The organism is Paenarthrobacter sp. AB444, assembly GCF_028736865.1.
GTDB classification, from domain to species: domain Bacteria; phylum Actinomycetota; class Actinomycetes; order Actinomycetales; family Micrococcaceae; genus Arthrobacter; species Arthrobacter nicotinovorans_B.
In genome coordinates, this window is record NZ_JAQZBY010000004.1 from 84041 (window position 1) to 107810 (window position 23770).

Annotated in this window: 23 protein-coding genes; 21 read left to right on the forward strand and 2 right to left on the reverse strand. The window is 61.8% G+C overall.

The window, feature by feature from the left end; translation table 11 throughout:
* The first annotated feature begins 1 nt into the window (after window position 1).
* The 21 genes from thrB to PQ627_RS07025 all read left to right on the forward strand — a co-directional run bounded on the left by thrB (window position 2) and on the right by PQ627_RS07025 (window position 21816).
* Entirely contained in the window at window positions 2-976 is a 975-nt protein-coding gene (thrB, locus tag PQ627_RS06925) for a homoserine kinase (RefSeq protein WP_144659857.1), read from the forward strand.
* Window positions 977-1277: 301 nt separating this feature from the next.
* Window positions 1278-3404: a transcription termination factor Rho gene (rho, locus tag PQ627_RS06930; RefSeq protein ID WP_274259495.1), complete on the forward strand. Its 2127-nt coding sequence runs from the start codon at window positions 1278-1280 to the stop codon at window positions 3402-3404.
* A gap of 238 nt (window positions 3405-3642) precedes the next feature.
* Entirely contained in the window at window positions 3643-4716 is a 1074-nt protein-coding gene (prfA, locus tag PQ627_RS06935; protein WP_274259498.1) for a peptide chain release factor 1, read from the forward strand.
* 43 nt (window positions 4717-4759) lie between these two features.
* The gene (gene prmC, locus PQ627_RS06940; RefSeq protein ID WP_274259500.1) at window positions 4760-5632 is read left to right on the forward strand and encodes a peptide chain release factor N(5)-glutamine methyltransferase; all 873 of its coding nucleotides are present in this window, start codon (window positions 4760-4762) and stop codon (window positions 5630-5632) included.
* A gap of 12 nt (window positions 5633-5644) precedes the next feature.
* Window positions 5645-6382 (forward strand): L-threonylcarbamoyladenylate synthase, encoded by a 738-nt coding sequence (locus PQ627_RS06945; protein ID WP_274259501.1) that lies wholly within the window; start codon window positions 5645-5647, stop codon window positions 6380-6382.
* Window positions 6379-7164, forward strand: coding sequence for a WecB/TagA/CpsF family glycosyltransferase (locus tag PQ627_RS06950; RefSeq protein WP_274259502.1), 786 nt, complete (start codon window positions 6379-6381; stop codon window positions 7162-7164). The genes PQ627_RS06945 and PQ627_RS06950 overlap by 4 nt, the downstream gene beginning before the upstream one ends.
* On the forward strand, window positions 7165-8121 hold the full coding sequence (locus PQ627_RS06955) for a glycosyltransferase (protein ID WP_274259503.1): 957 nt from the start codon (window positions 7165-7167) through the stop codon (window positions 8119-8121).
* A 281-nt stretch (window positions 8122-8402) separates the two neighbouring features.
* On the forward strand, window positions 8403-9518 hold the full coding sequence (locus PQ627_RS06960; protein WP_144659864.1) for an MraY family glycosyltransferase: 1116 nt from the start codon (window positions 8403-8405) through the stop codon (window positions 9516-9518).
* Between the two features lie 117 nt (window positions 9519-9635).
* Complete coding sequence (locus PQ627_RS06965) at window positions 9636-10127, forward strand: hypothetical protein (RefSeq protein ID WP_144659865.1); 492 nt, start codon at window positions 9636-9638, stop codon at window positions 10125-10127.
* Window positions 10114-10449, forward strand: coding sequence for a hypothetical protein (locus PQ627_RS06970; RefSeq protein WP_274259504.1), 336 nt, complete (start codon window positions 10114-10116; stop codon window positions 10447-10449). The genes PQ627_RS06965 and PQ627_RS06970 overlap by 14 nt, the downstream gene beginning before the upstream one ends.
* Window positions 10450-10530: 81 nt before the next feature.
* Window positions 10531-11331, forward strand: a complete 801-nt coding sequence (gene atpB, locus PQ627_RS06975) for a F0F1 ATP synthase subunit A (RefSeq protein ID WP_144659867.1) — start codon at window positions 10531-10533, stop codon at window positions 11329-11331.
* Window positions 11332-11411: 80 nt separating this feature from the next.
* Window positions 11412-11630: an ATP synthase F0 subunit C gene (gene atpE / locus PQ627_RS06980; protein ID WP_011775261.1), complete on the forward strand. Its 219-nt coding sequence runs from the start codon at window positions 11412-11414 to the stop codon at window positions 11628-11630.
* A 49-nt stretch (window positions 11631-11679) separates the two neighbouring features.
* On the forward strand, window positions 11680-12237 hold the full coding sequence (locus PQ627_RS06985) for a F0F1 ATP synthase subunit B (protein WP_144659868.1): 558 nt from the start codon (window positions 11680-11682) through the stop codon (window positions 12235-12237).
* Window positions 12237-13064 carry a F0F1 ATP synthase subunit delta gene (locus PQ627_RS06990; RefSeq protein WP_144659869.1) on the forward strand — a complete coding sequence of 276 codons (828 nt, stop codon included), beginning with the start codon at window positions 12237-12239 and terminating at the stop codon, window positions 13062-13064. Before PQ627_RS06985 ends, PQ627_RS06990 begins: the two co-directional genes overlap by 1 nt.
* Before the next feature lie 84 nt (window positions 13065-13148).
* Window positions 13149-14786 (forward strand): F0F1 ATP synthase subunit alpha, encoded by a 1638-nt coding sequence (gene atpA, locus PQ627_RS06995; RefSeq protein ID WP_144660016.1) that lies wholly within the window; start codon window positions 13149-13151, stop codon window positions 14784-14786.
* Window positions 14787-14862: 76 nt separating this feature from the next.
* The gene (locus tag PQ627_RS07000; protein WP_262275353.1) at window positions 14863-15753 is read left to right on the forward strand and encodes a F0F1 ATP synthase subunit gamma; all 891 of its coding nucleotides are present in this window, start codon (window positions 14863-14865) and stop codon (window positions 15751-15753) included.
* An 81-nt stretch (window positions 15754-15834) separates the two neighbouring features.
* Window positions 15835-17286: a F0F1 ATP synthase subunit beta gene (gene atpD, locus PQ627_RS07005; RefSeq protein WP_144659871.1), complete on the forward strand. Its 1452-nt coding sequence runs from the start codon at window positions 15835-15837 to the stop codon at window positions 17284-17286.
* 1 nt (window position 17287) lies between these two features.
* Window positions 17288-17572, forward strand: a complete 285-nt coding sequence (locus PQ627_RS07010) for a F0F1 ATP synthase subunit epsilon (protein ID WP_274259510.1) — start codon at window positions 17288-17290, stop codon at window positions 17570-17572.
* A 10-nt stretch (window positions 17573-17582) separates the two neighbouring features.
* Window positions 17583-18014, forward strand: coding sequence for a DUF2550 domain-containing protein (locus PQ627_RS07015; RefSeq protein WP_144659873.1), 432 nt, complete (start codon window positions 17583-17585; stop codon window positions 18012-18014).
* Window positions 18015-18019: 5 nt separating this feature from the next.
* Complete coding sequence (locus PQ627_RS07020) at window positions 18020-19318, forward strand: alpha/beta hydrolase (protein ID WP_274259511.1); 1299 nt, start codon at window positions 18020-18022, stop codon at window positions 19316-19318.
* Window positions 19315-21816 (forward strand): bifunctional lysylphosphatidylglycerol flippase/synthetase MprF, encoded by a 2502-nt coding sequence (locus PQ627_RS07025; protein WP_443192746.1) that lies wholly within the window; start codon window positions 19315-19317, stop codon window positions 21814-21816. Before PQ627_RS07020 ends, PQ627_RS07025 begins: the two co-directional genes overlap by 4 nt.
* A 186-nt stretch (window positions 21817-22002) precedes the next feature.
* Here the strand turns inward: PQ627_RS07025 and PQ627_RS07030 are convergent, their stop codons facing one another.
* A complete protein-coding gene (locus PQ627_RS07030; RefSeq protein ID WP_018776337.1) occupies window positions 22003-22206 on the reverse strand; it encodes a cold-shock protein in 204 nt (67 codons plus the stop codon).
* A gap of 274 nt (window positions 22207-22480) precedes the next feature.
* Entirely contained in the window at window positions 22481-23728 is a 1248-nt protein-coding gene (locus PQ627_RS07035) for an N-acetylglucosamine-6-phosphate deacetylase (RefSeq protein WP_274259518.1), read from the reverse strand.
* Window positions 23729-23770: the final 42 nt, after the last annotated feature.

Below are 23770 nucleotides of genomic sequence, written 5' to 3' on the forward strand. Positions count from 1 at the left end.
AGTGGAATCAACACAGCCCACCGCGACAGATCGTGCCCTCGTCGCGGCAGGCCAACGGCTGACCGTCAAAGTCCCGGGTACAAGTGCCAACTTGGGTCCGGGCTACGACAGCCTGGGCCTTGCACTGTCCATTTACGACACCTTGACGGTGGAAACCCTCAGCACCGGGGAGCTCGAGTTCGAGCTCTCCGGTGAGGGCGCCGACACCCTTCCACGCGATGCCAGCCACCTGGTGGTGCGGGCCATCGATCTCGCTTTGGACCGCCTGGGCTTCCAGCACAGCGGACTGCGGATCATTGCCGACAACGTCAATCCGCACGGACGGGGGCTGGGTTCCTCTGCGTCTGCGGTGGTTGCCGCGGTTACCGCTGCCAACGCCATGGTGCCGGAGGAAGCGCAACAGAACCGGCAGTGGATTCTCCAGCTGACCAGCGAAATGGAAGGCCACCCGGACAACGTCGCACCCGCGATTTTCGGCGGACTGGCGCTCTCCTGGCAGGACAGCGAGCAGTACAGCACCACCCGGGCCGAAGTGGCTCCGTCGGTCACTCCCATTGTGGCCGTGCCGGATTACGAACTCTCCACCGAGACCGCCCGGGGCCTGCTTCCCGCATCAGTTGGCCACCATGCTGCGGCAATGAACTCCGGACGTGCTGCCTTGCTGATCCATGCACTGACTACAGAACCAGCGCTGCTGTTGCCCGGCACCGAAGATTATCTGCACCAGAGCTACCGGGCCCAAGCGATGAGGCCCAGTGCCGACCTTATCGCGGGCCTTCGGTCAGCAGGGCACGCAGCCGTCGTTTCGGGCGCAGGGCCCACAGTCATGGTCCTCGCCAACGGTGGGGACGATGCCGTTGAGGTGGTTGATTTCATCAAGTCGTTTACCTCCGCCAACACACCCGACGTCGGTTGGCGCGTGATGACGCTGGCTGTTGACGTTCAAGGTGCTAGAGTGGAAGTGCACCGCCGGTAAAACCGCGGGCAGTTCCCTGATTTTGGACTTCGGTGTTTCGCCGTACCTTTCGTCAACTGTGCCAACGTTGGTGGTGTCGTCTCTTTCCGGCCTGCATCAGGTCCGCAGAACTCTCTGTTTCCTGAATTTCAGGCTGGCTGTCCGGGTGACCGGTTCCAGTGAAGGCGATCAGTATCCGGCCCTGTTGGCCACAATCCATCAGGCACGGCCAAAATCACCGGCTGCAGATCTGAACTGCAGCCCAGAACAATCATCGCGTCCAGCTCTCGCTCTGGACGCCGTCGAGGGGGAAGGATCCTTCGTGACAGAAACCACTGAGCTGGCTTCAGCTGTGGACACATCATCTTCTGCTGCTGAGTCGTCAACGGCAGCAACCAAGAGCAGCGGCCTCGCAGGCCTCAAGCTCGCCCAGCTCCAGGCTCTCGCGAGCCAGTTGGGTATCTCGGGGGGATCCCGTATGCGCAAGGGAGATTTGGTCACGGCCATCTCTGCCCACCGCGCGGGCACCTCCACGACCAAGGCTCCTGCCAAGGCCACTGCTGCCAAGGCTCCTGCCGTGGCCAAGGAAGCCCCGGTTGCCGAGGCCAAGGCCCCGGAGGCGAGCACGCCTGTTGAGGCTGCGGCGGAGGCTCCCGCCCAGGAGGCCCCCCGTGGTCGCGGCCGTGGCCGCAGCCGTCGGGCAACGAGCGATGGCGTCGTCGCAGCTGCTGAGGCCGCCGCGTCCACGGCTGCCGCAACCACTGCTGCACCGGCCGCAGAGCCCGCTGAAGCACCCGCCGTCGAGACTCCGGCAGCAGCCGAAGCCACCGACGCCGGAACAGAGCGTCGCCAGCCACGCACCCGCAACCGCCGCCGCGGCGAAGCTGCCGCAGCTCCTGCTGAAGCAGCGGAAGCACCGGCAGGCGAACAGCGCACCGAACAGCGTGAGCAGCGTGCAGAACGCACCGAGCAGCGTGAGCAGCGTGCAGAACGCACCGAACAGCGTGAGCAGCGCGAGCAGTCCGACTCCGGCGATCAGCAGCGCGAACGCCGCGACAACAACCGCGGACGCCGTGACGACAACAACGACGGCGACGACACCGGCAACCGGCGCAACCGCCGCAACCGTCGGGACCGCAACGACCAGAATGACCGCAACGACCGCAGGGGCGGCCAGGACAGCCGTGACGGAAACTCCCGCAGCGACCGTTTCCGCGACCGCAACGAACGTCGTCGCGGACGTGCGCAGGGGCCGGACGTTGACGACGTCGAGGTCACTGAGGACGATGTCCTGCTCCCCGTGGCTGGCATCCTCGATGTCCTGGAGAACTACGCCTTCATCCGTACCTCGGGGTACCTCCCCGGTGCCAATGACGTCTACGTCTCCCTGGCCCAGGTCAAGAAGTACAACCTCCGTAAGGGCGACGCCGTCGTAGGTGCCATCCGCGCACCGCGCGAAGGGGAAGACCGTGGACAGCAGTCTGCCCGCCAAAAGTTCAACGCGCTTGTCCGTGTCACCTCGGTCAACGGCAAGACTCCCGAGGAACTCAAGGACCGCGTCGAGTTCGCAAAGCTCGTTCCGCTCTACCCGTCTGAGCGCCTGCGCCTGGAAACGGACCCCAAGAAGATCGGCCCCCGTGTCATCGACCTCGTGGCCCCGATCGGCAAGGGCCAGCGTGGCTTGATCGTTTCCCCGCCGAAGGCCGGTAAGACGCTCATCCTGCAGTCCATCGCGAACGCCATCACCACCAACAACCCTGAGGTCCACCTCATGATGGTGTTGGTTGACGAACGCCCCGAAGAAGTCACGGACATGCAGCGCACGGTCAAGGGCGAGGTCATTGCCTCCACCTTCGACCGTCCCGCCGACGACCACACTACGGTTGCCGAGCTCTCCATCGAACGCGCCAAGCGTCTCGTGGAGATGGGCATGGACGTGGTGGTCCTCCTTGACTCCATGACCCGACTGGGCCGTGCCTACAACCTGGCAGCGCCGGCCTCGGGCCGCATCCTGTCCGGTGGTGTGGACTCCGCAGCCCTGTACCCGCCCAAGCGCTTCTTCGGTGCAGCCCGCAACATCGAAAACGGTGGCTCGCTCACGATTCTGGCCACGGCTCTGGTTGAGACCGGCTCCAAGATGGACGAAGTCATCTTCGAAGAGTTCAAGGGCACCGGCAACATGGAGCTCCGCCTGTCCCGCCAGCTGGCAGACAAGCGAATCTTCCCGGCCGTGGACGTCAACGCTTCGGGTACCCGTCGCGAAGAAAACCTGCTCTCGCCTGAAGAAGTCAAGATCATGTGGAAGCTGCGTCGTGTCCTCTCCGGCCTGGAGCAGCAGCAGAGCCTTGAACTGCTGACCAACAAGATCCGGGAGACGCAGAGCAACGTCGAGTTCCTCATGCAGGTGCAGAAGACGACGCTCGGAGCGAAGTCGGATAACGACAAATAGCTGCTTTACTGAGCCGCTGATTCTGCTGCCCCCGCCCCTACGCGTGGTGGCCAAGTCCTAACGGACTTTGCCACCACGCTCCGGCAGGCCCGAAGCCACTCCCGGGGCAGCAGAATCAGCGGCTCGTCCCGTTTTCGGCTCGCCTTCGCGGGCCGGTTGTTAATACTCGACGGCGGTCGTGTCACCTTCCGCTGTTTGCGCCACTAAACTTGAGCGCAGCGTTGAAAGGTTGTTCTAAATGTTTGAGTCCGTACAGGGATTGCTTGATGAGCATGCTGCTATTCAGGCGCAGCTGAGTGATCCTGCCGTTTATGCCGACCAGTCTGCTGCCAGGAAGTTGGGGCGGCGCTCTGCCGAGCTTCAGGGCATCGTGGAGGCGTACAACAAGTGGCGCGGACTCAACGACGACCTCGAGGCGGCCAAGGAAATGGCTGACGAGGATCCCGAGTTTGCCGCGGAAGTGGAGCAGCTTGAGGAACAGATTCCTGCCGCGCAGGAGCGCTTGCGCCGTTTGCTGATCCCGCGCGATCCCGATGACGCCCGCAACGTCATCCTTGAAGTGAAGGGTGGCGAAGGCGGCGATGAAGCTGCGTTGTTCGCCGGTGACCTTCTGCGCATGTACATGCGCTACGCAGAATCACGCGGCTGGAAGACCGAAATGATCTCTGCCACGGAGTCGGACCTTGGCGGCTACAAGGACGTGTCTGTGGCCATCAAGGGCAACTCGAATGACCCGGCGCAGGGTGTTTTTGCCCGGTTGAAGTTCGAAGGCGGCGTCCACCGCGTGCAGCGTGTTCCCGTGACCGAGTCGCAGGGCCGGATTCACACCTCGGCTGCCGGTGTCCTGGTGCTTCCGGAAGTCGACGAGCCGGAAGAACTGGAAATCAACCAGAACGACCTCAAGATCGACGTCTACCGCTCATCCGGTCCCGGCGGGCAGTCCGTGAACACCACCGACTCCGCCGTCCGCATCACCCACTTGCCCACGGGCATTGTTGTGGCGATGCAGAACGAAAAGTCGCAGCTGCAGAACCGTGAAGCCGGCATGCGCGTCCTCCGTGCCCGCCTTCTGGCGCACCAGCAGGAACAGATTGACGCAGCCAACTCCGAGCAGCGCAAGTCGCAGATCCGGACCATGGACCGTTCGGAGCGCATCCGCACGTACAACTTCCCGGAAAACCGCATTGCCGATCACCGCACCGGGTACAAGGCCTACAACCTGGACGCCGTGATGAACGGGGATCTCGAGCCGGTCATCCAGTCGGCAATCGAGATGGACGAGCAATCGCGCCTGGATGCTATTGGCGAATAGCCGCCCGGCAAGGCCTTTTCACCTTCAGCAAGCAAGGCAATCCATGACGTTTTACCCAGGCCAAAGCCTCGCGGACGCTGTCCGCGAGGCTACTGCCGTGTTGTCCGAGGCTGGTGTCCCCAGCGCACGCGTGGATGCCGAACTCCTGGCCGAGCACTTGCTGGGAGTGGGGTTGGGCCGCCTGCGCGCAATGCTGCTCGGTGATGCTCCGGCTCCCGAGGGATACAGCGAACTGGTGCAGGAAAGGGCGAGCCGTGTTCCCTTGCAGCACATCACCGGCGTCGCCTATTTCCGGCATCTCGAGCTGCGGGTGGGCCCTGGTGTTTTCATTCCGCGTCCGGAGACAGAGTCGGTGGTCCAGCTGGTCATCGACAAAGTTGCCGGTATGCGTGAACCCAAAGTGGTGGACCTCGGGACAGGTTCGGGTGCCATTGCAGGCTCCATCGCCCACGAGGTGCCCGGCGCCCAAGTCCATGCCGTGGAATACAGCACCTTTGCCCACGCCTGGGCCGCGCGGAACCTCGAACCCCTCGGCGTCCGGCTTGTCCAGGGTGATCTCCGGGATGCCCTGCCCGAGCACAACGGAACCTTCGACGTCGTCGTCTCCAATCCGCCGTACATTCCCGCCGAGGCGATTCCGTCCGAGCCCGAAGTAGCCCTGCACGATCCGCCGGAGGCGTTGTACGGCGGGGGAGCGGACGGAATGGAACTCCCGACGGCGGCAGCCGCCTCTGCGGCCCGGCTCCTGAAAGAGGGGGGCTACTTCGTGATGGAACACGCAGAAGTCCAGGCAGAATGGATCGCCGGAATGTTGCAACGCATGGGACGGTGGAAAAACATCACCACGCACTTTGATCTGAACGGCAAAGAACGTGCAACCAGCGCGATACTGGCCAGTGTCGCGCCTGATGAGTGAAAGAATAGCGCTGTGACGACAACCTACAACTGCACTTCCGAGGACCAGCGCGCTGAAGGACTTCAGCATGCCCAGCGCGCCATCACTGAAAAGAAGTGCATCGTGATGCCCACAGACACCGTCTACGGGATTGCAGCTGATGCCTTTTCGCCATTGGCGGTGACCATGCTGCTGGCCTCCAAGGGCCGCAGCCGGCAAATGCCGCCTCCTGTGTTGATTCCCCGGATCAATGCCCTGGATGGGCTCGCAACTGAGGTGCCGGCCGATGCCCGTGCTTTGGCGCAGGCCTTTTGGCCTGGCGGGTTGACGTTGATTCTGCATGCACAGCCGTCACTTGATTGGGATCTTGGGGACACCAAGGGCACCGTAGCCCTGCGGATGCCTGATGACCACCTTGCCTTGGACCTTCTGGGCATGACGGGCCCCTTGGCTGTATCGTCTGCCAACCGTACCGGGCAGGAAGCGGCACAGACAGCGTCGGAAGCACGCTTGCAGTTGGCTGATTCGGTTGAGGTCTACCTGGAGGGTGGCTTCCGCCCGGTCAAGGGAACCGCGGCAGTGCCGTCCACGATTGTTGATGCCACGTCCACGCCCTTCCGGGTGGTGCGCCAGGGGGCCATCGAACTGGAACGCCTTCGCGAGATCGTGCCCTCGATTCTTGGCATCGGCGAAACAGTTGCTGCCGCCGTTCCGGACGCCGATTCCGACACGGCCACGCCCGGGACCGACGGCGAAAACCAGCCCGGATGATTCCTGCACGCCAACGCGTCCCCGTCCTTGACGTGGACGCCACTCCGATGCGCGTCCAGGAGCTTCTGGATGCCATGACCGGACTCATTGAGGCCGGTAGTACCAGCACTGTCGTGGGGCACAACCTCCACAGCGTTACCTTGGTGCATTCCCGTGCCGACGTGCGGTCGGTCTACGAGAACAGCTCCATCGTCCTGCTGGACGGTGCTCCGGTGGCGATGTTGTGGGGGCTCGCCCACAAACGGCAACTGCAGCCGGCCGGTCAAGGGACCATGGCCTACAGGCTCGGTTCCATGGATTGGATCCCGGAGCTTGGCAAGATTCCCGGGCTGCAGCGGATTGCCGTCATCGGGGCCGGACGCGAGGCCAATACCAAGGCAATTGCCCGCCTTCGATCCATCGTTCCAGGAGCAACAGTGGACGGTATGCCCGGCGAAGCATGGGATGAAGCCCTGGAAGGCGCGGTGGTGGACTGGTTGGTGGCGTTCGGTCCCCAACTGGTCCTGTTGGGCCTGGGCATGCCCCTTCAGGAAACGGTCCTGCACCGCAGGCTCGGGCAACTTCCTCCCGCTGTGTACTGCGCCGTCGGTGGAGCGATAGAACAGGTGGCCGGTATCCAAAAGCTGGCTCCGCGGTGGTTGGGCCGCCTGGGCCTTGAGTGGGCCTGGCGCCTGGTGCTGCACCCGGGCAGGGTCGCCTACAGGGTTTTCGTTGAACCGTGGAAGCTGGCCGCCCTGCTGCTGCGACGCCGTTTCCAGCCATCCAAGACCAAAGGCAACTAAATGTCATCGAAAGCTGTCGTGGTCGCTGTCGTAGTGACCTTCAACCGGCGTGAACTCCTCCAGACCACTTTGGAGGGCATCACCGCAGGCACCCGCGTACCTGACGCGATCGTCGTCGTGGACAACGCCTCCACCGACGACACCGCGGCGTTCCTGGAGCAATACCAAGCTCCGGTGACCACCGATGTCGTTCGTTTGAACACGAACGTTGGCGGCGCCGGAGGGTTCGTGGTCGGCATGGAGCGTGCGGTGCTGGACCACCACGCGGACCATGTGTGGATCATGGACGACGACACAGAGCCACAGCCGGCCGCCCTTGATGAAGCCTTGGAGGTTTCCGAGGCTTACCGGCGGGAAACGGGGGAAGCTCCGGCGTTCATTGCGAGTCGTGTTGTCTGGACCGACGGCCGCGACCACCCGATGAACAGGATGCGACCGCGGCTGGGCGCAAGCGAGGCCGCACGCAGCACCGCTGCCCGGATCGGCGCAACCCAGATCCGCAGTGCCTCCTTCGTTTCGGTGCTGATCCGCGCCGAAGAGATCAAGCAGCACGGCCTTCCCATCGCGGACTACTTCATCTGGAATGACGATTTGGAGTACACCGCCAGGATTTCCCGTGACGGCACAGCACTGACCACCGAGGCTTCCGTGGCCAACCACCATACGAAAGTCTTTGGCGACGCCGGGGCGGATCCGGGCCCTCGGTTCTATTACGAGGTTCGGAACAAGCTCTGGGTCTATACCCGCTCGAACGCCCTCGCGCCCTGGGAGAAGATCCTGTTCACCGGAGCTTCCCTGCGTAACTGGACCCGGACGATTGCAGCCTCCTCCAACCGGAAGGTTCTGTTGGAGGGCCTGCTCAAGGGACTGCGCCACAGCCTGAAGGCGCCGCGTTCCAACGCGCAAGTACTGGACGGAATCTACGCCCTGCGAGACGTAAAGGAGCCTGTCCGGTAACAGCCGGACAGCCCGGGCCCAGCGAAAACAAGCTGCGGCCCTGCGGCTGTGTCACAGGGTGGTCACGGCCATTGGCATTAGTATCGTGACTAGAGTCCACGAAAAATCCCGCACTATTCGGCACAGCCGGTGCAGGCATGGCGACGGAGTAGTTCCATTTATCCACTGACAGAATTCCACACCCTGAGCTGCCCTGAGTTGCCCCTCATTGCAGCGCCCGGGCGGCGTGCACCGGTTGTGGTGTCCGCGTCGGCCAAGCGGCCGGTCCAGGGAGTCGCCTCATGATCATGTATCTGCTGATGGCTCTCACTGCTGCCGTCGTGGCTTACGGGGGAACCTGGGGAGCCCGCGTGCTCGGAAACAAGCTCCGCTTGTACCAACCCATCCGAAGCCGCGACATGCACTCCGCCCTGATCTCCAAACTTGGGGGACTTGGCATCTTCGTAGGCTTTTTCGCTGCGCTGGTAGTGGCTTCCAATTCGTTCTTCGTCAAGGACATCTTCAGGCACAACGACGCCCCGTGGGGAATCCTCGCCGGTGCCGTCGTTATTGTCGCGGTGGGGGTAGCCGACGACATCCTGGATATCCGGTGGTGGATCAAGCTCCTGGGGCAGGGGACCGCGGCCTTCATCGTGGCAATTTGGGGCGTGCGGATGTCCGTCGTGCCGTTCATTCCGGAGCCAATCGTCCTGAGCTCCGAGGTGGTCCAGATCGTGCTGACGGCGGGTTTGATCGTGACCACCATGAATGCCGTCAACTTCATCGACGGACTGGACGGTTTGGCAGCCGGGGTGGCCATCATCGGTGGGGGAGCGTTCTTCCTCACCGCGTACTGGGTCCACCGGAACAACCCGTCCACGGACAACTCGGACCTCGCGACACTCCTGATGGCCATCCTTGTGGGCAGTTGCATCGGCTTCCTGCCCCACAACTGGTTCCCAGCCAAGATCTTCATGGGTGACTCCGGGGCGATGCTCATCGGATTGCTCATGGCCTCTGCGGGCGTGGTGGCGACCGGCCAAATCGGTTCAGGATTGTACGACCGCGCCAACGGCATCCCCACCATCGTTCCGATTCTGCTGCCGTTCGCGGTGCTCTCCCTTCCCCTGCTGGATCTGGGCATGGCAGTTGTCCGGAGGACCGCCCGGGGCCAGTCCCCGTGGTCTGCCGACCGAGGGCACCTCCACCACAAGCTGGTGGACCTCGGATACTCGCATCGCACCGCCGTCGTGATGTTGTATGTCTGGACGTCGATCCTTGCCTTCGGCGGCGTGGCTTTTGCCGTCTTCCCCTGGCAGGTGGTGTTGATCGTGGTTATCGCGGCCGCGCTGGTCATGGCCGCGGTGACGGCGTGGCCTTACTTCACCCGGAAAACAGCCGGGCCGGGGGAACAGTAGATGACGGCCGGTTATCGTCCCAGTTCTATCTCATGTAGAATTCTTACTGCGGACAGTCACTCGCCCGTAACCCCACTTTGAGAATATGGCACCTGTGCCACGAGGATTGGTATCCCCATGACATCCAACGCCGATTCCGGACGCCCGTCCGGCAAACGTGTTGTTGGATCTTTGGGTGGCCGATCCTCGCTGTGGCTTAGGCTGCTGGGCCTCAGCGCTGCTTCGGCAACTGCTGCAACGGCGCTCACCTGCGTGATCGCAGCCTTCATGAATGGCGGCCAGGGCGCGCTCTCAGCCGCGTTCGGTGCCGCGCTGGTCATGCTCTTTTTTGGAATCAGCCTCCTGATCGGTCACTTTGTCGGCCGGAACAACCCCTCCGGTGCCGTCGGCCTTTTTGTGGCTACGTACTTCATCAAGGTTGTCGGCTTCGCCGTCGTGCTGTTCGTGCTCGGAGCTCCCGAGTGGCTGCACGCCCGGTGGTTCCTCATCGGGGCAGTCGTCACGGTGGTCTTCTGGCAAGCCGCCGAAATCTATGGTTTCAGCAAAGCGCGCCTCCAGATCTACAACGACCCCTCCGAGCCGAAGGGTGGTCCGGATGTCTCCGCGTAAGCGCTATTCACGCCCGTCCCTCGGCGGTCAGCAACCTGCCAAGCGCAATGACTCGGCTGAAGCCCGAAACGACGGTGGCTACAACGCCGGTCTCGCTGTCTTCAGCTACATCATTGGCGGGATCATTGTCTGGAGTTTGATAGGCTGGGGTTTGGATAATCTGTGGGGGACCCGCTGGATTGTGCTCCTTGGCGCTCTGCTGGGAGCCGCAGGAGGGTTCTATCTTTCCCATATGCACGGCCTCACCAGGCAAAGCTCCTCTTCTGGCGAGAGCAACGCAGACAGCGGTCCGTCCACGGACGGGGACAGTAATGCCAAATAATTTCACATGGAATGTGGATGCGTGCAACGCTTCCGGATTTCAACCAATGCCCAATGATGGACACAGCAGAGAGGAAACGCGTTGATCGCGCTTGCGCTCCCCGCCCAGGATTCGGGGTCCTTCACCCCACCCGGAATCGACGAAATGCACCTGCCGGCAATCCTGCCTTGGGGTGCGCACGACGGATTCTCCAAGCAGATGCTGCTGGTGATCCTTTCGGTCGTCATTATCGCTACATTCTTCATCCTCGCTGCACGCAAGCAGCAGCTGGTTCCCGGCAAGCTGCAGTTCGCCGGTGAGATGGCCTACGGCTTCGTCCGCAACAGCATCGCCAAAGACATCATCGGCGGCAAGGACTTCATCAAGTACGTCCCGCTGTTGTTCAGCCTGTTCTTCTTCATCCTGGTGAACAACATCTACGGTGCCATTCCGTTGATCCAGCTTCCGAGCTTCTCCCACGTAGGCGGCGCCTACGTGATGGCAGGCATCGTGTACGTCACCTGGATCGCAATCGGTCTGAAGAAGAACGGCCTCAAGTACTTCAAGCTCGCGACGGTTCCGTCCGGCGTGCCGTGGTACATCCTTCCGATCGTTGTTCCGATCGAAATCATCTCCAACTTCCTGGTCCGCCCCGTCACGCACAGCCTCCGTCTGTTCGCGACCATGCTGGCCGGCCACTTGATCGTGATGCTCGCCGGTTCCGGCATTGAGTTCCTGGTCATGCAGGAAAACGTGCTCCTCAAGGGCGCGTCGGTCCTGGTCCTCGTCGGTGCCATCGCCATGTACATGCTTGAAGCGCTGATCATGGCCCTGCAGGCCTACGTGTTCACCCTGCTGACCGCGATCTACATCGAAGGCGCCCTGCACGCCGACAGCCACTAAGGCTCCCAACACTTCCCCTTGCGGGGATGAAGCAACCCAAACAACCTGCCGCACGGGCGGCATCTTGAAAGGAAGAAAAAATGGAAGGCACCATCAACGGCTCCCTCAACCTCATCGGCTACGGTCTTTCGGCCATCGGCGGTGGTATCGGTGTGGGTCTCGTGTTCGCCGCTTACATCAACGGTGTTGCACGTCAGCCGGAAGCTCAGCGTGTGCTGCAGCCGATCGCGTTCCTTGGTCTGGCACTGACTGAAGCTCTTGCCATCCTCGGCCTGGTCTTCGCTTTCGTTCTTTCCTAGTCCTAAGAACCAAGCGAATCCAAGCACGAGTAGATAGGACGGGTGAAATATGAATCAGCTGATCATCTCAGCCGCCACTGAAGGCGAAGCGGCCGCGAACCCGCTTGTTCCCAATGTTTGGGAAATGGGCGTTGTCCTCGTCGGCTTTGCGGTCCTCATGTACATCGTGGTCAAGTTTGTTGTCCCGATGTTCGAGAAGACCTTCGCAGAGCGTGCCGAAGCAATCGAAGGTGGCATTGCAAAGGCCGAAGCGGCTCAGGCAGAAGCTTCTGCGGCTCTTGAAGAGTACAAGCAGCAGCTCACCGATGCCCGTGCCGAAGCCAACCGCATCCGTGAAGAAGCACGCGCCGAAGGCGCCCAGATCCTCGCGGACCTGAAGGCAAAGGCTGCAGCCGAGTCTGCACGCATCACCGAGCAGGCACATGCCGCCATCGAATCGGAGCGCCAGGCAGCTGTTGTCTCGCTTCGTTCCGAGGTCGGTACCCTGGCCACCACGCTGGCAGGCCGCATCGTTGGCGAAGCACTCACCGACGACGAGCGCGCTGCCCGCGTTGTTGACCGCTTCCTGGCCGATCTGGAGACCCAGAGCGCAGGTGCAGCTAAGTAATGGCAGGTATATCGAGCGAATCGCTGACCACAGCATTGGCACAGTTGGAAGCCAAGCTTCCCCTGGCCTCGCTGCAGTTGGCTAAGGACCTCTTCGGAATCCTGGGAACGGTGGACAGCTCGGCTGGCTTGCGCCGCGCCCTGACTGACCCGTCCCGTACCGGAGACGAGAAGTCGGCGCTGGTCAAGCAGCTGGTTGGCGGGAAAGTCTCCGCTGATGCAGCTGAAATCGCGGGCGGATTGGCCAGTTCACGCTGGGCGTCGGCACGCGATATCGGCGATGCACTCGAGACCCTTGCCGCCACGGTGGTCATTGCCGTAGCTGAAAACAAGTCGGCCGTTTCTGCCTCCGGTATCACGGGGCTGGAAGAGCTGGAAAACGATCTGTTTGCCTTCAACCAGGCCGTCGCCTCCAGCCACGAAGTACAACGTGCTTTGTCTGAGCCGCAGGCTTCCCCTGCGGCGAAGATCGCACTGGCCGAGAAACTGGTTCCTGGCATCAGCGAGGAAGCCAAGATTCTCATCAGCCAGGCAGTGACGCAGCCGCGCGGTGTCAAGCCGAGCAAGCTCGTCGAATCTTTCGCCAAGCTTGCAGCCAAGCGCCAGCAGCGCTGGATTGCAACTGTCAGCGTTACCCGTCCGTTGACGGAAACGCAGGCCAGCCGTCTGCAGGCCGGGCTTGATGCCCTGTACGGTCGCGAGCTGAAGGTCAACGTCAACGTTGATCCGGCACTTATCGGTGGTATCCGCGTTCAGGTAGGTGACGAAGTACTCGATGCTTCGGTCATCGCCCGCTTGACGGAGCTCCGCCGCCAGCTTGCCGGCTAGCGAAGACATAGCACAACTTAACTGATATAAAACCCGGTCATCGTGAGCAACGATGATCACGAAACAGGAGAGCAGGGACTGCAGATGGCCGAATTGACCATCAACGCCGACGACGTCCGTAATGCGTTGAACGAGTTCGCGGCGTCCTACGAACCCGGTAACGCAGAGCGCGTAGAGGTTGGTCGTGTGACCACCGCAAGTGACGGCATCGCCCGTGTTGAGGGTCTTCCCTCGGTCATGGCGAACGAGCTGCTTCGCTTCGAAGATGGCACGCTGGGCCTGGCCCAGAACCTTGACGTCCGCGAGATCGGTGTCATTATCCTCGGTGACTTCACCGGTATTGAAGAAGGCCAGGAAGTTCACCGTACTGGTGAGATCCTGTCCGTTCCGGTGGGCGACGCCTTCCTGGGTCGCGTTGTCGACCCCTTGGGCCAGCCCATCGACGACCTTGGCGAGATCAAGGCCGAAACCACCCGTGCACTGGAACTCCAGGCACCGGGTGTTACCGAACGCAAGTCGGTCCACGAGCCGATGCAGACCGGCCTCAAGGCTATCGACGCCATGATTCCGATCGGCCGTGGCCAGCGTCAGCTGATCATTGGTGACCGTCAGACCGGTAAGACCGCAATCGCCGTCGACACCATCATCAACCAGAAGGCCAACTGGGCTTCGGGAGATGTCACCAAGCAGGTTCGTTGCGTCTACGTTGGTGTCGGCCAGAAGGCTTCCACCATCGCAGCTGTCCGCCAGACCCTTGAGGACCACGGCGCACTGGAGTACACCACCATCGTGGCGTCCCCGGCTTCTGACCCCGCCGGCTTCAAGTACCTTGCACCGTATGCGGGTTCGGCCATCGGCCAGCACTGGATGTACGGCGGCAAGCACGTTCTGGTGATCTTCGATGACCTGTCCAAGCAGGCTGAAGCTTACCGCGCCGTGTCCCTGTTGCTGCGCCGTCCGCCGGGACGTGAAGCCTACCCGGGTGACGTCTTCTACTTGCACTCCCGCCTGCTGGAGCGTTGCGCCAAGCTCTCCGACGAGCTCGGTGCGGGCTCGATGACCGGTCTGCCGATCGTCGAGACCAAGGCAAATGACGTTTCCGCCTACATCCCGACCAACGTGATCTCCATTACCGATGGCCAGATCTTCCTCCAGTCGGACCTCTTCAACGCCAACCAGCGTCCTGCTGTTGACGTCGGTGTGTCCGTCTCCCGCGTTGGTGGTGCTGCACAGGTCAAGTCCATGAAGAAGGTCTCCGGTACCTTGAAGCTGGACCTGGCCCAGTACCGCGACATGCAGGCCTTCGCCATGTTCGCCTCCGACCTCGATGCTGCTTCCCGTCAGCAGCTGACCCGTGGCGCACGCCTGATGGAACTGCTGAAGCAGGGCCAGTACTCGCCGTTCCCCGTCGAGAACCAGGTCGTTTCCATCTGGGCCGGTACCAACGGTTACCTGGACGACGTTCCGGTTGAGGACATCAGCCGCTTTGAGTCCGAGTTCCTGGAGCACCTCACGCACAAGTCCTCCATCCTGACCACGCTGGCACAGACCAACGTCCTGGATGACGACACCGTTGCAGCCTTGAAGGAAGCCATCGTCTCCTTCAAGAAGGGCTTCTTCGGCGAAGGTGACAACCGCCTGGTTGGCGCCGGCCACGAAGAGCACGCAGCGATCTCCGGCGGCGACGTCGACCAGGAAAAGATCGTCAAGCAGAAGCGCTAGTTCCGACAACCTGCCCTGCCGGGGTCCGCAAGGGCCCCGGCAGGGCAGCACATCGGGAACTTAGGAAAGGATAAGTATGGGAGCCCAGATTCGGGTCTACCGTCAGAAGATCAGCTCGACGACGTCGATGCGCAAGATCTTCAAGGCGATGGAACTGATCGCTACCTCGCGCATTGGTAAGGCCCGCGCCCGCGTAGCAGCTTCACTGCCCTACGCGAACGCGATTACCCGCGCCGTTTCTGCTGTCGCAACTCAGAGCGAAATCGACCACCCGCTGACCACCGAGCCGGAGCAGATCCGCCGTGCCGCAGTCCTGATCATCACATCGGACCGCGGCCTTGCAGGATCCTACTCGGCCAGTGTGCTCAAGCAGGCTGAAGGTCTCACCGAGCTTCTTCACGCAGAAGGCAAGGAAGTCAAGGCGTACCTTGTTGGCCGCAAGGCGCAGGCGTACTTCGATTTCCGGAACCGGTCCTACGCCCGCGTATGGACCGGCGGCACGGACGCACCGGAATTCGAAACCGCGCAGGAAGTCGGAGCTGCTCTTCTCGAAGACTTCTCCACCGACTATGAAGAGGGTGGCGTGGACGAAATCCACGTCGTTTACACCCGCTTCAAGTCCATGGTCACGCAGGAGCCCACGGTGATCCGTTTGCTCCCGCTTGAGGTCGTCGAAGAGGAAGCTGCCTCGGAAACCGAGCTGCTGCCGTTGTACGAATTCGAACCGGAAACGGAGCAGGTTCTCGACGCCCTGCTTCCGCGTTACATCGAATCCCGCATCTTCGCGGCGATGCTGCAGGCTGCTGCTTCCGAGCTCGCAGCCCGCCAGCGTGCCATGAAGTCGGCCGGTGACAACGCTACGGAACTGATCAAGAAGTACACGCGCCTTCGCAACACGGCCCGCCAGGCCGAGATTACGCAGGAGCTTTCCGAAATCGTGGCCGGCGCCGACGCACTCGCGTCCTAGCCTGCACCGATTCGGTTCAAAGCCGCACCTGAACAACAGATAAACTTAACCCCACGCCATCTACTGAGTGAAGTGAGAGAGATGACTGCCACTGCTACCGAACACGTAGCAACGGCCGGTGCCACCGGCCGCATTGCCCGTGTTATTGGTCCGGTTGTCGACGTCGAATTCCCGGCTGACGCAATCCCCTCGATTTACAACGCCCTGACCACCGAGATCACCCTCAACGGCCAGACCAAGACCATCACGTTCGAGACCTCCCAGCACCTGGGTGACAACCTCGTCCGCGCCATCTCCCTGCAGGCAACCGACGGACTTGTCCGTGGTACCACCGTGCAGGACACCGGCGCTCCGATCTCCGTGCCCGTCGGCGACGGCGTCAAGGGCCACATCTTCAACGTCCTGGGCAAGCCGCTCGACGTCGAAGAGTCCGAGATCAAGGCTGACGCCTACTGGCCGATCCACCGCAAGGCTCCGAACTTTGCCTCCCTCGAGGGCTCCACGGAGATGCTCGAGACCGGCATCAAGGTCATCGACCTTCTCACCCCCTACATCAAGGGTGGAAAGATCGGCCTGTTCGGCGGCGCCGGCGTTGGCAAGACCGTTCTGATCCAGGAAATGATCACCCGTGTTGCCCGTAACTTCGGTGGTACTTCGGTATTCGCCGGCGTTGGCGAGCGTACCCGTGAAGGTAACGACCTCTGGGTTGAAATGGAAGAGGCCGGCGTTCTGAAGGACACCGCCCTTGTCTTCGGCCAGATGGACGAGCCGCCGGGAACGCGTCTGCGCGTGGCCCTGTCGGCTCTGACCATGGCGGAGTACTTCCGCGATGTCCAGAACCAGGACGTGCTGCTCTTCATCGACAACATCTTCCGCTTTACGCAGGCAGGTTCGGAAGTTTCCACGCTGCTCGGCCGCATGCCGTCCGCCGTGGGCTACCAGCCCAACCTTGCTGACGAGATGGGTCTGCTCCAGGAGCGCATCACCTCCACCAAGGGTCACTCGATCACGTCGATGCAGGCCATCTACGTGCCTGCTGATGACTACACCGACCCGGCTCCGGCCACGACCTTCGCACACCTCGACGCGACCACGGAACTTTCCCGTGAAATCGCCTCCCGTGGTCTGTACCCGGCCGTTGACCCGCTGACGTCGACTTCCCGTATCCTGGACCCCCAGTACATCGGCAAGGACCACTACAACACGGCTGTTCGTGTTAAGCAGATCCTGCAGAAGAACAAGGAACTCCAGGACATCATCGCCATCCTCGGTGTCGATGAACTCTCTGAAGAAGACAAGATCGTCGTCTCGCGTGCACGTCGTATCCAGCAGTTCCTCTCCCAGAACACCTACACCGCAAAGCAGTTCACCGGCGTCGAAGGTTCCACCGTGTCCATCAAGGACACCGTTGAAGGCTTCACCGCTATCTGCGACGGCGAGCTGGACCACATCGCAGAGCAGGCGTTCTTCAACGTCGGCGGCCTGGATGACGTCGAGCGCAACTGGGCCAAGATCCAGGAACAGACCAAGTAGTATGGCTGAGCTCGAGGTTGAGATTGTCGCGGCGGACCACTTCGTGTGGTCCGGAGCGGCCAAGATGGTGAAGGCCCGCACCAGCGATGGTGAAATCGGAATCCTGCCGGGCCACTCGCCCCTTCTGGCCATCATGGCTGGGGGCGAGCTGGCAATCCAGCCGGTTTCCGGTGGCCGGATTGCAGTAGTTGTCGACGGTGGGTTCTTCTCCGTGGACAACGATCGCGTGGTCATTGTTGCTGACAACGCCAAATTGGGCGAAGCGGCTACAGCGGGGATCCGATAGCACGACCTTGATGGACGATTCCCTTATTCCGTTCATCGCCTTGGCAACAGCGTTCACGTTGCTGATCATTTCACTGTGCCTTCTGGGGGTGCGCCGCTTCAATCTGCGGCGCGCCCTTGGCACGATCGACGCCTCCATTTGCACGGCTGGAAACAGCTGGCAGATGGGGGTTTGTCGTTATCAGGACAATGATCTTGAGTGGTTCCGCTTGATGTCTCTGAGCGTTGTTCCCAAGCACAAGTTCAAACGCAGCTCACTGGAATTGCTGGGCCGCCGCCAACCGACAGAGGAAGAGCTGGTCCGGGTGCAGCCCGGCGTCGTGGTGGTTGAACTGCAATACGAAGGCAGGAAGTTCATGCTGGCCATGAACTTCGATGCCTATGCGGGGCTCTCCTCTTGGCTGGAGGCCGGCCCGGTTATCGGCGTCGGTACCTGGCGTTAGGCGTTATGGACTTCCTTTCGGACGTCAGTCTTGTGTCTGGACCGTTCCTCTGGTTCAGCATTGCCTGCGGGATCGTTGGAGGAGCGTACCTGCTCTGGCGACGACGACTGTCCTGGTTTCTGGTGGTTGTGGGCTCTTTGCTGACAGCCATCGCCGTTGTCGCCTTGGTGCACTGGATCCTGGTGGATCTCATGGCTGTCTTCTCGGAGAACCTGCCGTTCGAGACGGTGGCGTGGACCGTGCCGGCAGTAGCCGCCATTGTGCTCAGCGCTGCACGTATTCCCCGCAATTCCGCCAAAGGGCGCGTGCTGAGTGTAACGGCCATGCTGGGAGTGATCTTGCTCTGCATGGTCCAAGTGAACCTGTACTTCGGATTGAACAACACGGTCGCTGACCTTCTAGGCACCGCGGTGGCACGAATCCAGCCGCTTGAACAAAGCCTCAAGCGCTCTGCAAAGGCCACTCCGGCTCCTCTGCCGTCGGCGTGGAAAGCGCCCGACTCCATGCCGCAGCATGGCATTCTGCGTAAAGCCACGATCCCAGGAACCGTCTCAGGTTTCACTTCCCGGGATGCGTTTATCTACTTACCGCCGGCTTATCAGACCGACCTCCGGCCCAGCTTGCCGGTACTGGTGCTTTTCGCAGGGCAACCCGGAGCACCAGCTGACTGGTTGACAGGAGGAAGACTCCGCGCCCAACTGGACCGTTTCGCAGAGGCGCATGGCGGTATTGCGCCGGTCACCGTGGTGGTGGATCCGAACGGATCCGGCAACGCCAATACCTTGTGCATGGACAGCCGGATCGCCCCGGCCGACACCTTTCTTTCCCAAGATGTGCCCGCGTGGATCACGGACACCTTGGACGTCTCCACCGATCACAAGCAATGGGCTGTGGGCGGATTCTCCTTTGGTGGCACGTGTGCGCTGCAGATGGGAACCGCGCACCCCGACATTTTTCCCTCGGTGCTGGCCTTCTCCGCAGAGCGCGAACCGGCCCTGGCCAAGGACAGGAACAAAACCATTGGGGACTCGTTCGACGGCGATGTCGCAGCTTTCGAATCAAGGACGCCATTGGTGTTGATGCGGGACCGCGATTTCGCCGGCAGTGGCGTCTACTTCGCAGCCGGCGAGACGGACAACGAATTCATTAACTACATGCATGAGCTCGGCGAAGCGGCGAAGAACGCCGGCTTCCAGACCGAAGAGCACACGATCCGGAAGGCCGGGCATTCCTGGGATGCCGTGGTGAAGGGAATGCCGGAAGGCCTCGATTTCCTTGCCGGTCGATGGGGGCTTCCGAAATGAGCCTTGCCGTAAAGGGTGTTGTCCTGCCCGCCTTGAGGCAAACCGGACAGCACGTGCGGTCCACGCCCTTCACGGCCGGCATTCTTGTGTTGTTCGTTGCCCTGTCCATCATCTCCGGCAGTTTTGTCGCCGGGCCGCCAGATGGATGGCTGCGGGTGGCGGGTGTGAGCCTGTCCGGTCTGAAGTCCGGCGACTGGTGGTCCATTTGGACATCGCTGTTCTTTACCACCAACCCTTTGGCCTATGTCACCGCCGTGCTGATGATCCTGTTTCTTCTGGGCCTGGCCGAACGGCGCTTCGGCTCCCTGAGGACTGCCGCCGTCTTCTTTGGCAGCCAGTTCGCCGCAGTCTCGGCATTCCTGTTGGTCACCCAGGTAGCGCAGACGTCCGACGACGGCTGGCTGGCCCGCATGGGCGATACCCGCCTGATTGGGCCGTACGCCGCCATCCTCTCGACGTGCCTGGCGGCCAGTGCGCTCCTGCCTACGCTGTGGCAACGACGACTGCGCACAGTGGCGTTGTCGGTCTCCCTGCTCTTGCTGCTGTACGTGGGCCACGCGGAGACGGTGGTGGGCTTTCTTGGGGCATTGATCGGCGTGGCGGCCGGTTGGTGGATGCAAAGCAGCCAGGGTCATCTCCGCCTGCACAGGTCCACTGGCAGGGAAGTGCGGAACCTGTTGTCCCTAACGATGGCAATCTTCGCGGTTGGTCCCATCGTGACGGCCGCTGCCAAGAGCCCGTCCGGTCCGCTCGCTTTGCTGCGGGACGTCATTTTGAATCCCATCCCCACGTTGGGCCAGCTTGAGAGCAACTGCGGCGGCAGTATCGATGTCTCATGCCTTGAAGTCGGACGACAGGGCTACACGGGCCCGTTCGGCCTGGCCCTTGCCGTGGTGCCTGTCGTGCTGCTCTTGATCTGTGCCGACGGAATGCGGAGGGGGCGTCGGCTTGCCCTGGGGATCGCCATTGGCGTGCAGTTGGTGGTGGTGGCTCTCTCGGCCATTTACCTTGGTCTCTTTGCCAACATCCCGAGGCCGCAGGGGCGTCCCCATGTGGGGATGATGAACTCGGCCGTAGTCCACCTCATCCCGCTGGTGCTGGTTCCCTTGGTCCTGGCGGTACTTCTTTTCCTCTATCGAGGACATTTCAGGGTCGTCTCCTCTGATCGTCTCCGGCGGCGGGTGTTCTGGCTTGTCGGCCTGACGGGCGCAGGTCTTGGCATCAGCTACTGCATTGTCTGGTTCTCTTCGGGGGGAATGTCCAGGGACGGCGGACTGCTCGGCCTCGCCGCGGAACTTGCCCGGCAGTATCTTCCTGTTCCGCTCCCGGGCTCCTACCGGAAGGTCTTTGCGGAGCGGGACGTTCTGGAAGTCTTCCTGTTCTCCTACTCCGGCACCGTGTTCTGGCTGGTGGCGTTGGTTGGCGTATGGATACTTTTCATCCGCGGGCACCATACCGGTGGCAGGGATCACCAGGCGCGCGATCGTGCCCGCAGCCTGGTGAAGGCCGGGGGCGACTCTTTGTCCTGGATGGCGCTGTGGGAGCCGAATAAATACTGGTTCGCCCCGGACCATGCCGGGGGAGTGGCCTACCAGCAGCACGGGCACGTGGCATTGACAATGGCGGGTCCTTTTGGGCCGACGGACAATCACGTGGCCACAGCAGCCGGTTTCCTTGGGTACTGCTCCGAGCATGCGCTGATTCCGTGTCTGTACTCCTGCACGGATGAGCTGTGGCCAATGCTGCAGGGGCGGGGCTTCCGCCGCGTGGCTGTTGCCCAGGAGACACGCCTACGCATCCGCGGCCTGGAGTTCAGGGGCAAGGAATGGCAAAACGTCAGAACGTCCCTCAACCGTGCGGCCAAGTTGGGGGTGACGGCCAGGTGGGGTACGTTCTCCGGATTGCCCCACGGAATCCGTGCCCAGATCAGTGAGGTCTCGGAGGAATGGGCTGCGCAGAAGGAGATTCCCGAGATGGGCTTTACTCTGGGCGGCCTGGACGAACTCGAAGACGATGAAGTGTTGTGCTGTGTAGCAGTGGATGACGCCGGCTTTGTCCATGGCGTGACCAGCTGGCTCCCGGTCTTCGAAGACGGCAACGTGGTCAGCTGGACCCTGGACTTCATGCGGCGGCGCGGGGATGCGTTCCCTGGGGTGATGGAGTTCCTGATCGCCTCGGCTGTTCTTCATCTGCGGGAATCCGTGGAGGTAATCTCGTTGTCGGGTTCGCCGCTGGCCCAGGAGAAGGGCGAGATCGAACAACAGGCCAAGGGCTTGGCGGGTCTGCTCGATGTCGTGGGCCAGGCATTGGAACCGGTTTATGGTTTTAGGTCCTTGGCGTCCTTTAAGTCACGATTCCAACCCGAGTACCGGACGCTGTACCTGTATTACCAGGACCCCTTGCATCTTCCGGCAATGGGACGCGCTCTCAGCCGCGCTTACCTCCCCGGGTTGTCAGTTCGTCATTCGGCCAGGCTGCTTCGGACTTTGGTTGGTTGAATTGTCAATGCTTTTACGAGCATGCATTTCTTCACGTTTAGTAACAGTCACAATCTGAATATGACAGAACCGGCGGCATAAACGATCTTGTCTGCCTTAAACAGCTTGGCCCCGGCTCGGAAGCCGGGGCCAAGCTGTTTGTCTCTTCTGCGCCAACTCGAATCTACGCAGAATCAACGGGTAAGACTAGACGACGGTAACGCCGGTGGCCTGGGGGCCCTTGGCGCCCTGGCCGATCTCGAACTGAACGCGCTGGTTCTCATCGAGGGTCTTGAAGCCACCAGTCTGGATCTCGGAGTAGTGAACGAAGACGTCCCCATCCGAGTCGTCCGGGGTAATGAAGCCGAAGCCCTTTTCAGCGTTGAACCACTTTACGGTTCCCAGTGCCATGTATATCTCCTCATTATGGAACTTCAGTCCGATACACTTCGTACCGGCCTTGTTACTCCGCGAGAAGACCTGAATTTCCTTCCAGGAGACCTGGCTGGATTCGCAGGAGCTTCACGCTCGCAACTCGTCTTGCGAGCATGAAAACCACCTACACAAAGACTGCTACAACACTTTCATGTGCTCTGCCGGAGGTCAACGGTGTTTTGGGCAATTCGAGAAAAATTTAGGTAAAAAGAAGGTAACGCGGCGCTGCCCCAATTGCGCAAGTGCATGCCTAGGAGAGCCATTGCCCATTGCGCATCACGCCGGTGAGCTCGAGGTCTTCATTGGTTAGGACGACGTCGGCACGCAGTCCACGTCGCAACCCGCCTATTTCATCGGAAAGGCCAAGAATGGCGGCGGGAACCGCGGTTGCCGAACAAACGACGTCAGGAAGCGCGACGCCGGCAGCTACCGTTTTTCGGACAACGTCCAGGAGGGTGTCGGTACCGCCTGCGATCGATCCCGTGGCATCCAGCGTGGCTACGCCATTGCTGACGGTCACGGGAGAAGGACCAAGCATGTAATTGCCGTCAGACAAGCCAGCCGCGGCCATGGAATCGGTCACCAGGACGATGTTGCCCGCTCCAACCAATTGGAAGACGGTGGCAACCGTACTGGGTGCCAGATGGGTCCCATCCGCGATGAGTTCCACTACCGCTTTGCCTTCTTGCGCCATGCGCAAGCAGGCGGCGACCGGCCCGGGCGCGCGGTGGTGCATCGGAGGCATCCCATTGAAAAGGTGCGTGACGGTCGGAAGCGAGCTCACGCCGTCGAACCCTGCTGACTCAAGTCCTTCGCGAGCGGCAGCCAGCGACGCGGCTGCCGTGGCGTCGTCGCAATCGGTGTGGCCCAACGAGGGCGTCACGCCGTGGGAGGTCATGAGGTCCACCAGGGCAGCGGCGCCCGGGAGTTCGGGCGCGTACGTCATGGTGGCCAGTTTGCCCCCGGCGGCGCCGACCAATTCGGTCATGAGGTCCAGGTCCGGCTCAAGCAGGTACTCCGGATTCTGCGCCCCGCAGCGGGCATGGGAGAGGAAAGGTCCCTCAAGATGGATTCCTGCTACGAGTCCCTCCTCCGCCAGCTTCACGTAAAGCTCTATGCCCCGGAGGAGGTCTTCCCGGGGAGCGGTGACCATGCTGGCGAGGAACGTGGTGGTTCCGGAGCGGTGCAGGAACTCGACCGCCTTGCGCGCGGACGTCTCTTCACCGCCCGGGAAATCGCCTCCATTGCCGCCGTGGCAGTGCACGTCGACCAGCCCCGGGATCAAGTAGCTCCCGCTCGGCACGCCAAGACGGATCGCCCCCTCGAAGCCGTCGAAAGCTTCGGGGTCGAAGTCGTCGGCCGGACCCGCGTAGGCAATCCGGTCGCCGTCGATGGCCAGCAGGCCATCCTCCACCACCTCGCCGTCGCTGACAAGCGTTCCTTTGATGATCTGATGGCTCGGCGCGGACGAGGAAGCGAAACGGGTTGGGGCAGTCATGTTTTGATTCTAGTGGCCTGCGGCACACTGGCCGCCGGTGGC

Excerpts from the sequence above, each read along its gene's own strand:
- PQ627_RS06950 (WP_274259502.1), top strand. The coding sequence starts at position 6,379 with ATGATTCCTGCACGCCAACGCGTCCCCGTCCTTGACGTGGACGCCACT.
- prmC (WP_274259500.1), top strand. The coding sequence starts at position 4,760 with ATGACGTTTTACCCAGGCCAAAGCCTCGCGGACGCTGTCCGCGAGGCT.
- PQ627_RS06965 (WP_144659865.1), top strand. The coding sequence starts at position 9,636 with ATGACATCCAACGCCGATTCCGGACGCCCGTCCGGCAAACGTGTTGTT.
- PQ627_RS07030 (WP_018776337.1), bottom strand. The coding sequence starts at position 22,206 with ATGGCACTGGGAACCGTAAAGTGGTTCAACGCTGAAAAGGGCTTCGGC.
- prfA (WP_274259498.1), top strand. The coding sequence starts at position 3,643 with ATGTTTGAGTCCGTACAGGGATTGCTTGATGAGCATGCTGCTATTCAG.
- PQ627_RS07010 (WP_274259510.1), top strand. The coding sequence starts at position 17,288 with ATGGCTGAGCTCGAGGTTGAGATTGTCGCGGCGGACCACTTCGTGTGG.
- PQ627_RS06960 (WP_144659864.1), top strand. The coding sequence starts at position 8,403 with ATGATCATGTATCTGCTGATGGCTCTCACTGCTGCCGTCGTGGCTTAC.
- PQ627_RS07000 (WP_262275353.1), top strand. The coding sequence starts at position 14,863 with ATGGGAGCCCAGATTCGGGTCTACCGTCAGAAGATCAGCTCGACGACG.
- PQ627_RS07035 (WP_274259518.1), bottom strand. The coding sequence starts at position 23,728 with ATGACTGCCCCAACCCGTTTCGCTTCCTCGTCCGCGCCGAGCCATCAG.
- PQ627_RS07020 (WP_274259511.1), top strand. The coding sequence starts at position 18,020 with ATGGACTTCCTTTCGGACGTCAGTCTTGTGTCTGGACCGTTCCTCTGG.
- PQ627_RS06985 (WP_144659868.1), top strand. The coding sequence starts at position 11,680 with ATGAATCAGCTGATCATCTCAGCCGCCACTGAAGGCGAAGCGGCCGCG.
- PQ627_RS06970 (WP_274259504.1), top strand. The coding sequence starts at position 10,114 with ATGTCTCCGCGTAAGCGCTATTCACGCCCGTCCCTCGGCGGTCAGCAA.
- PQ627_RS07015 (WP_144659873.1), top strand. The coding sequence starts at position 17,583 with ATGGACGATTCCCTTATTCCGTTCATCGCCTTGGCAACAGCGTTCACG.
- atpD (WP_144659871.1), top strand. The coding sequence starts at position 15,835 with ATGACTGCCACTGCTACCGAACACGTAGCAACGGCCGGTGCCACCGGC.
- PQ627_RS06990 (WP_144659869.1), top strand. The coding sequence starts at position 12,237 with ATGGCAGGTATATCGAGCGAATCGCTGACCACAGCATTGGCACAGTTG.
- PQ627_RS06955 (WP_274259503.1), top strand. The coding sequence starts at position 7,165 with ATGTCATCGAAAGCTGTCGTGGTCGCTGTCGTAGTGACCTTCAACCGG.
- atpA (WP_144660016.1), top strand. The coding sequence starts at position 13,149 with ATGGCCGAATTGACCATCAACGCCGACGACGTCCGTAATGCGTTGAAC.
- atpE (WP_011775261.1), top strand. The coding sequence starts at position 11,412 with ATGGAAGGCACCATCAACGGCTCCCTCAACCTCATCGGCTACGGTCTT.
- PQ627_RS07025 (WP_443192746.1), top strand. The coding sequence starts at position 19,315 with ATGAGCCTTGCCGTAAAGGGTGTTGTCCTGCCCGCCTTGAGGCAAACC.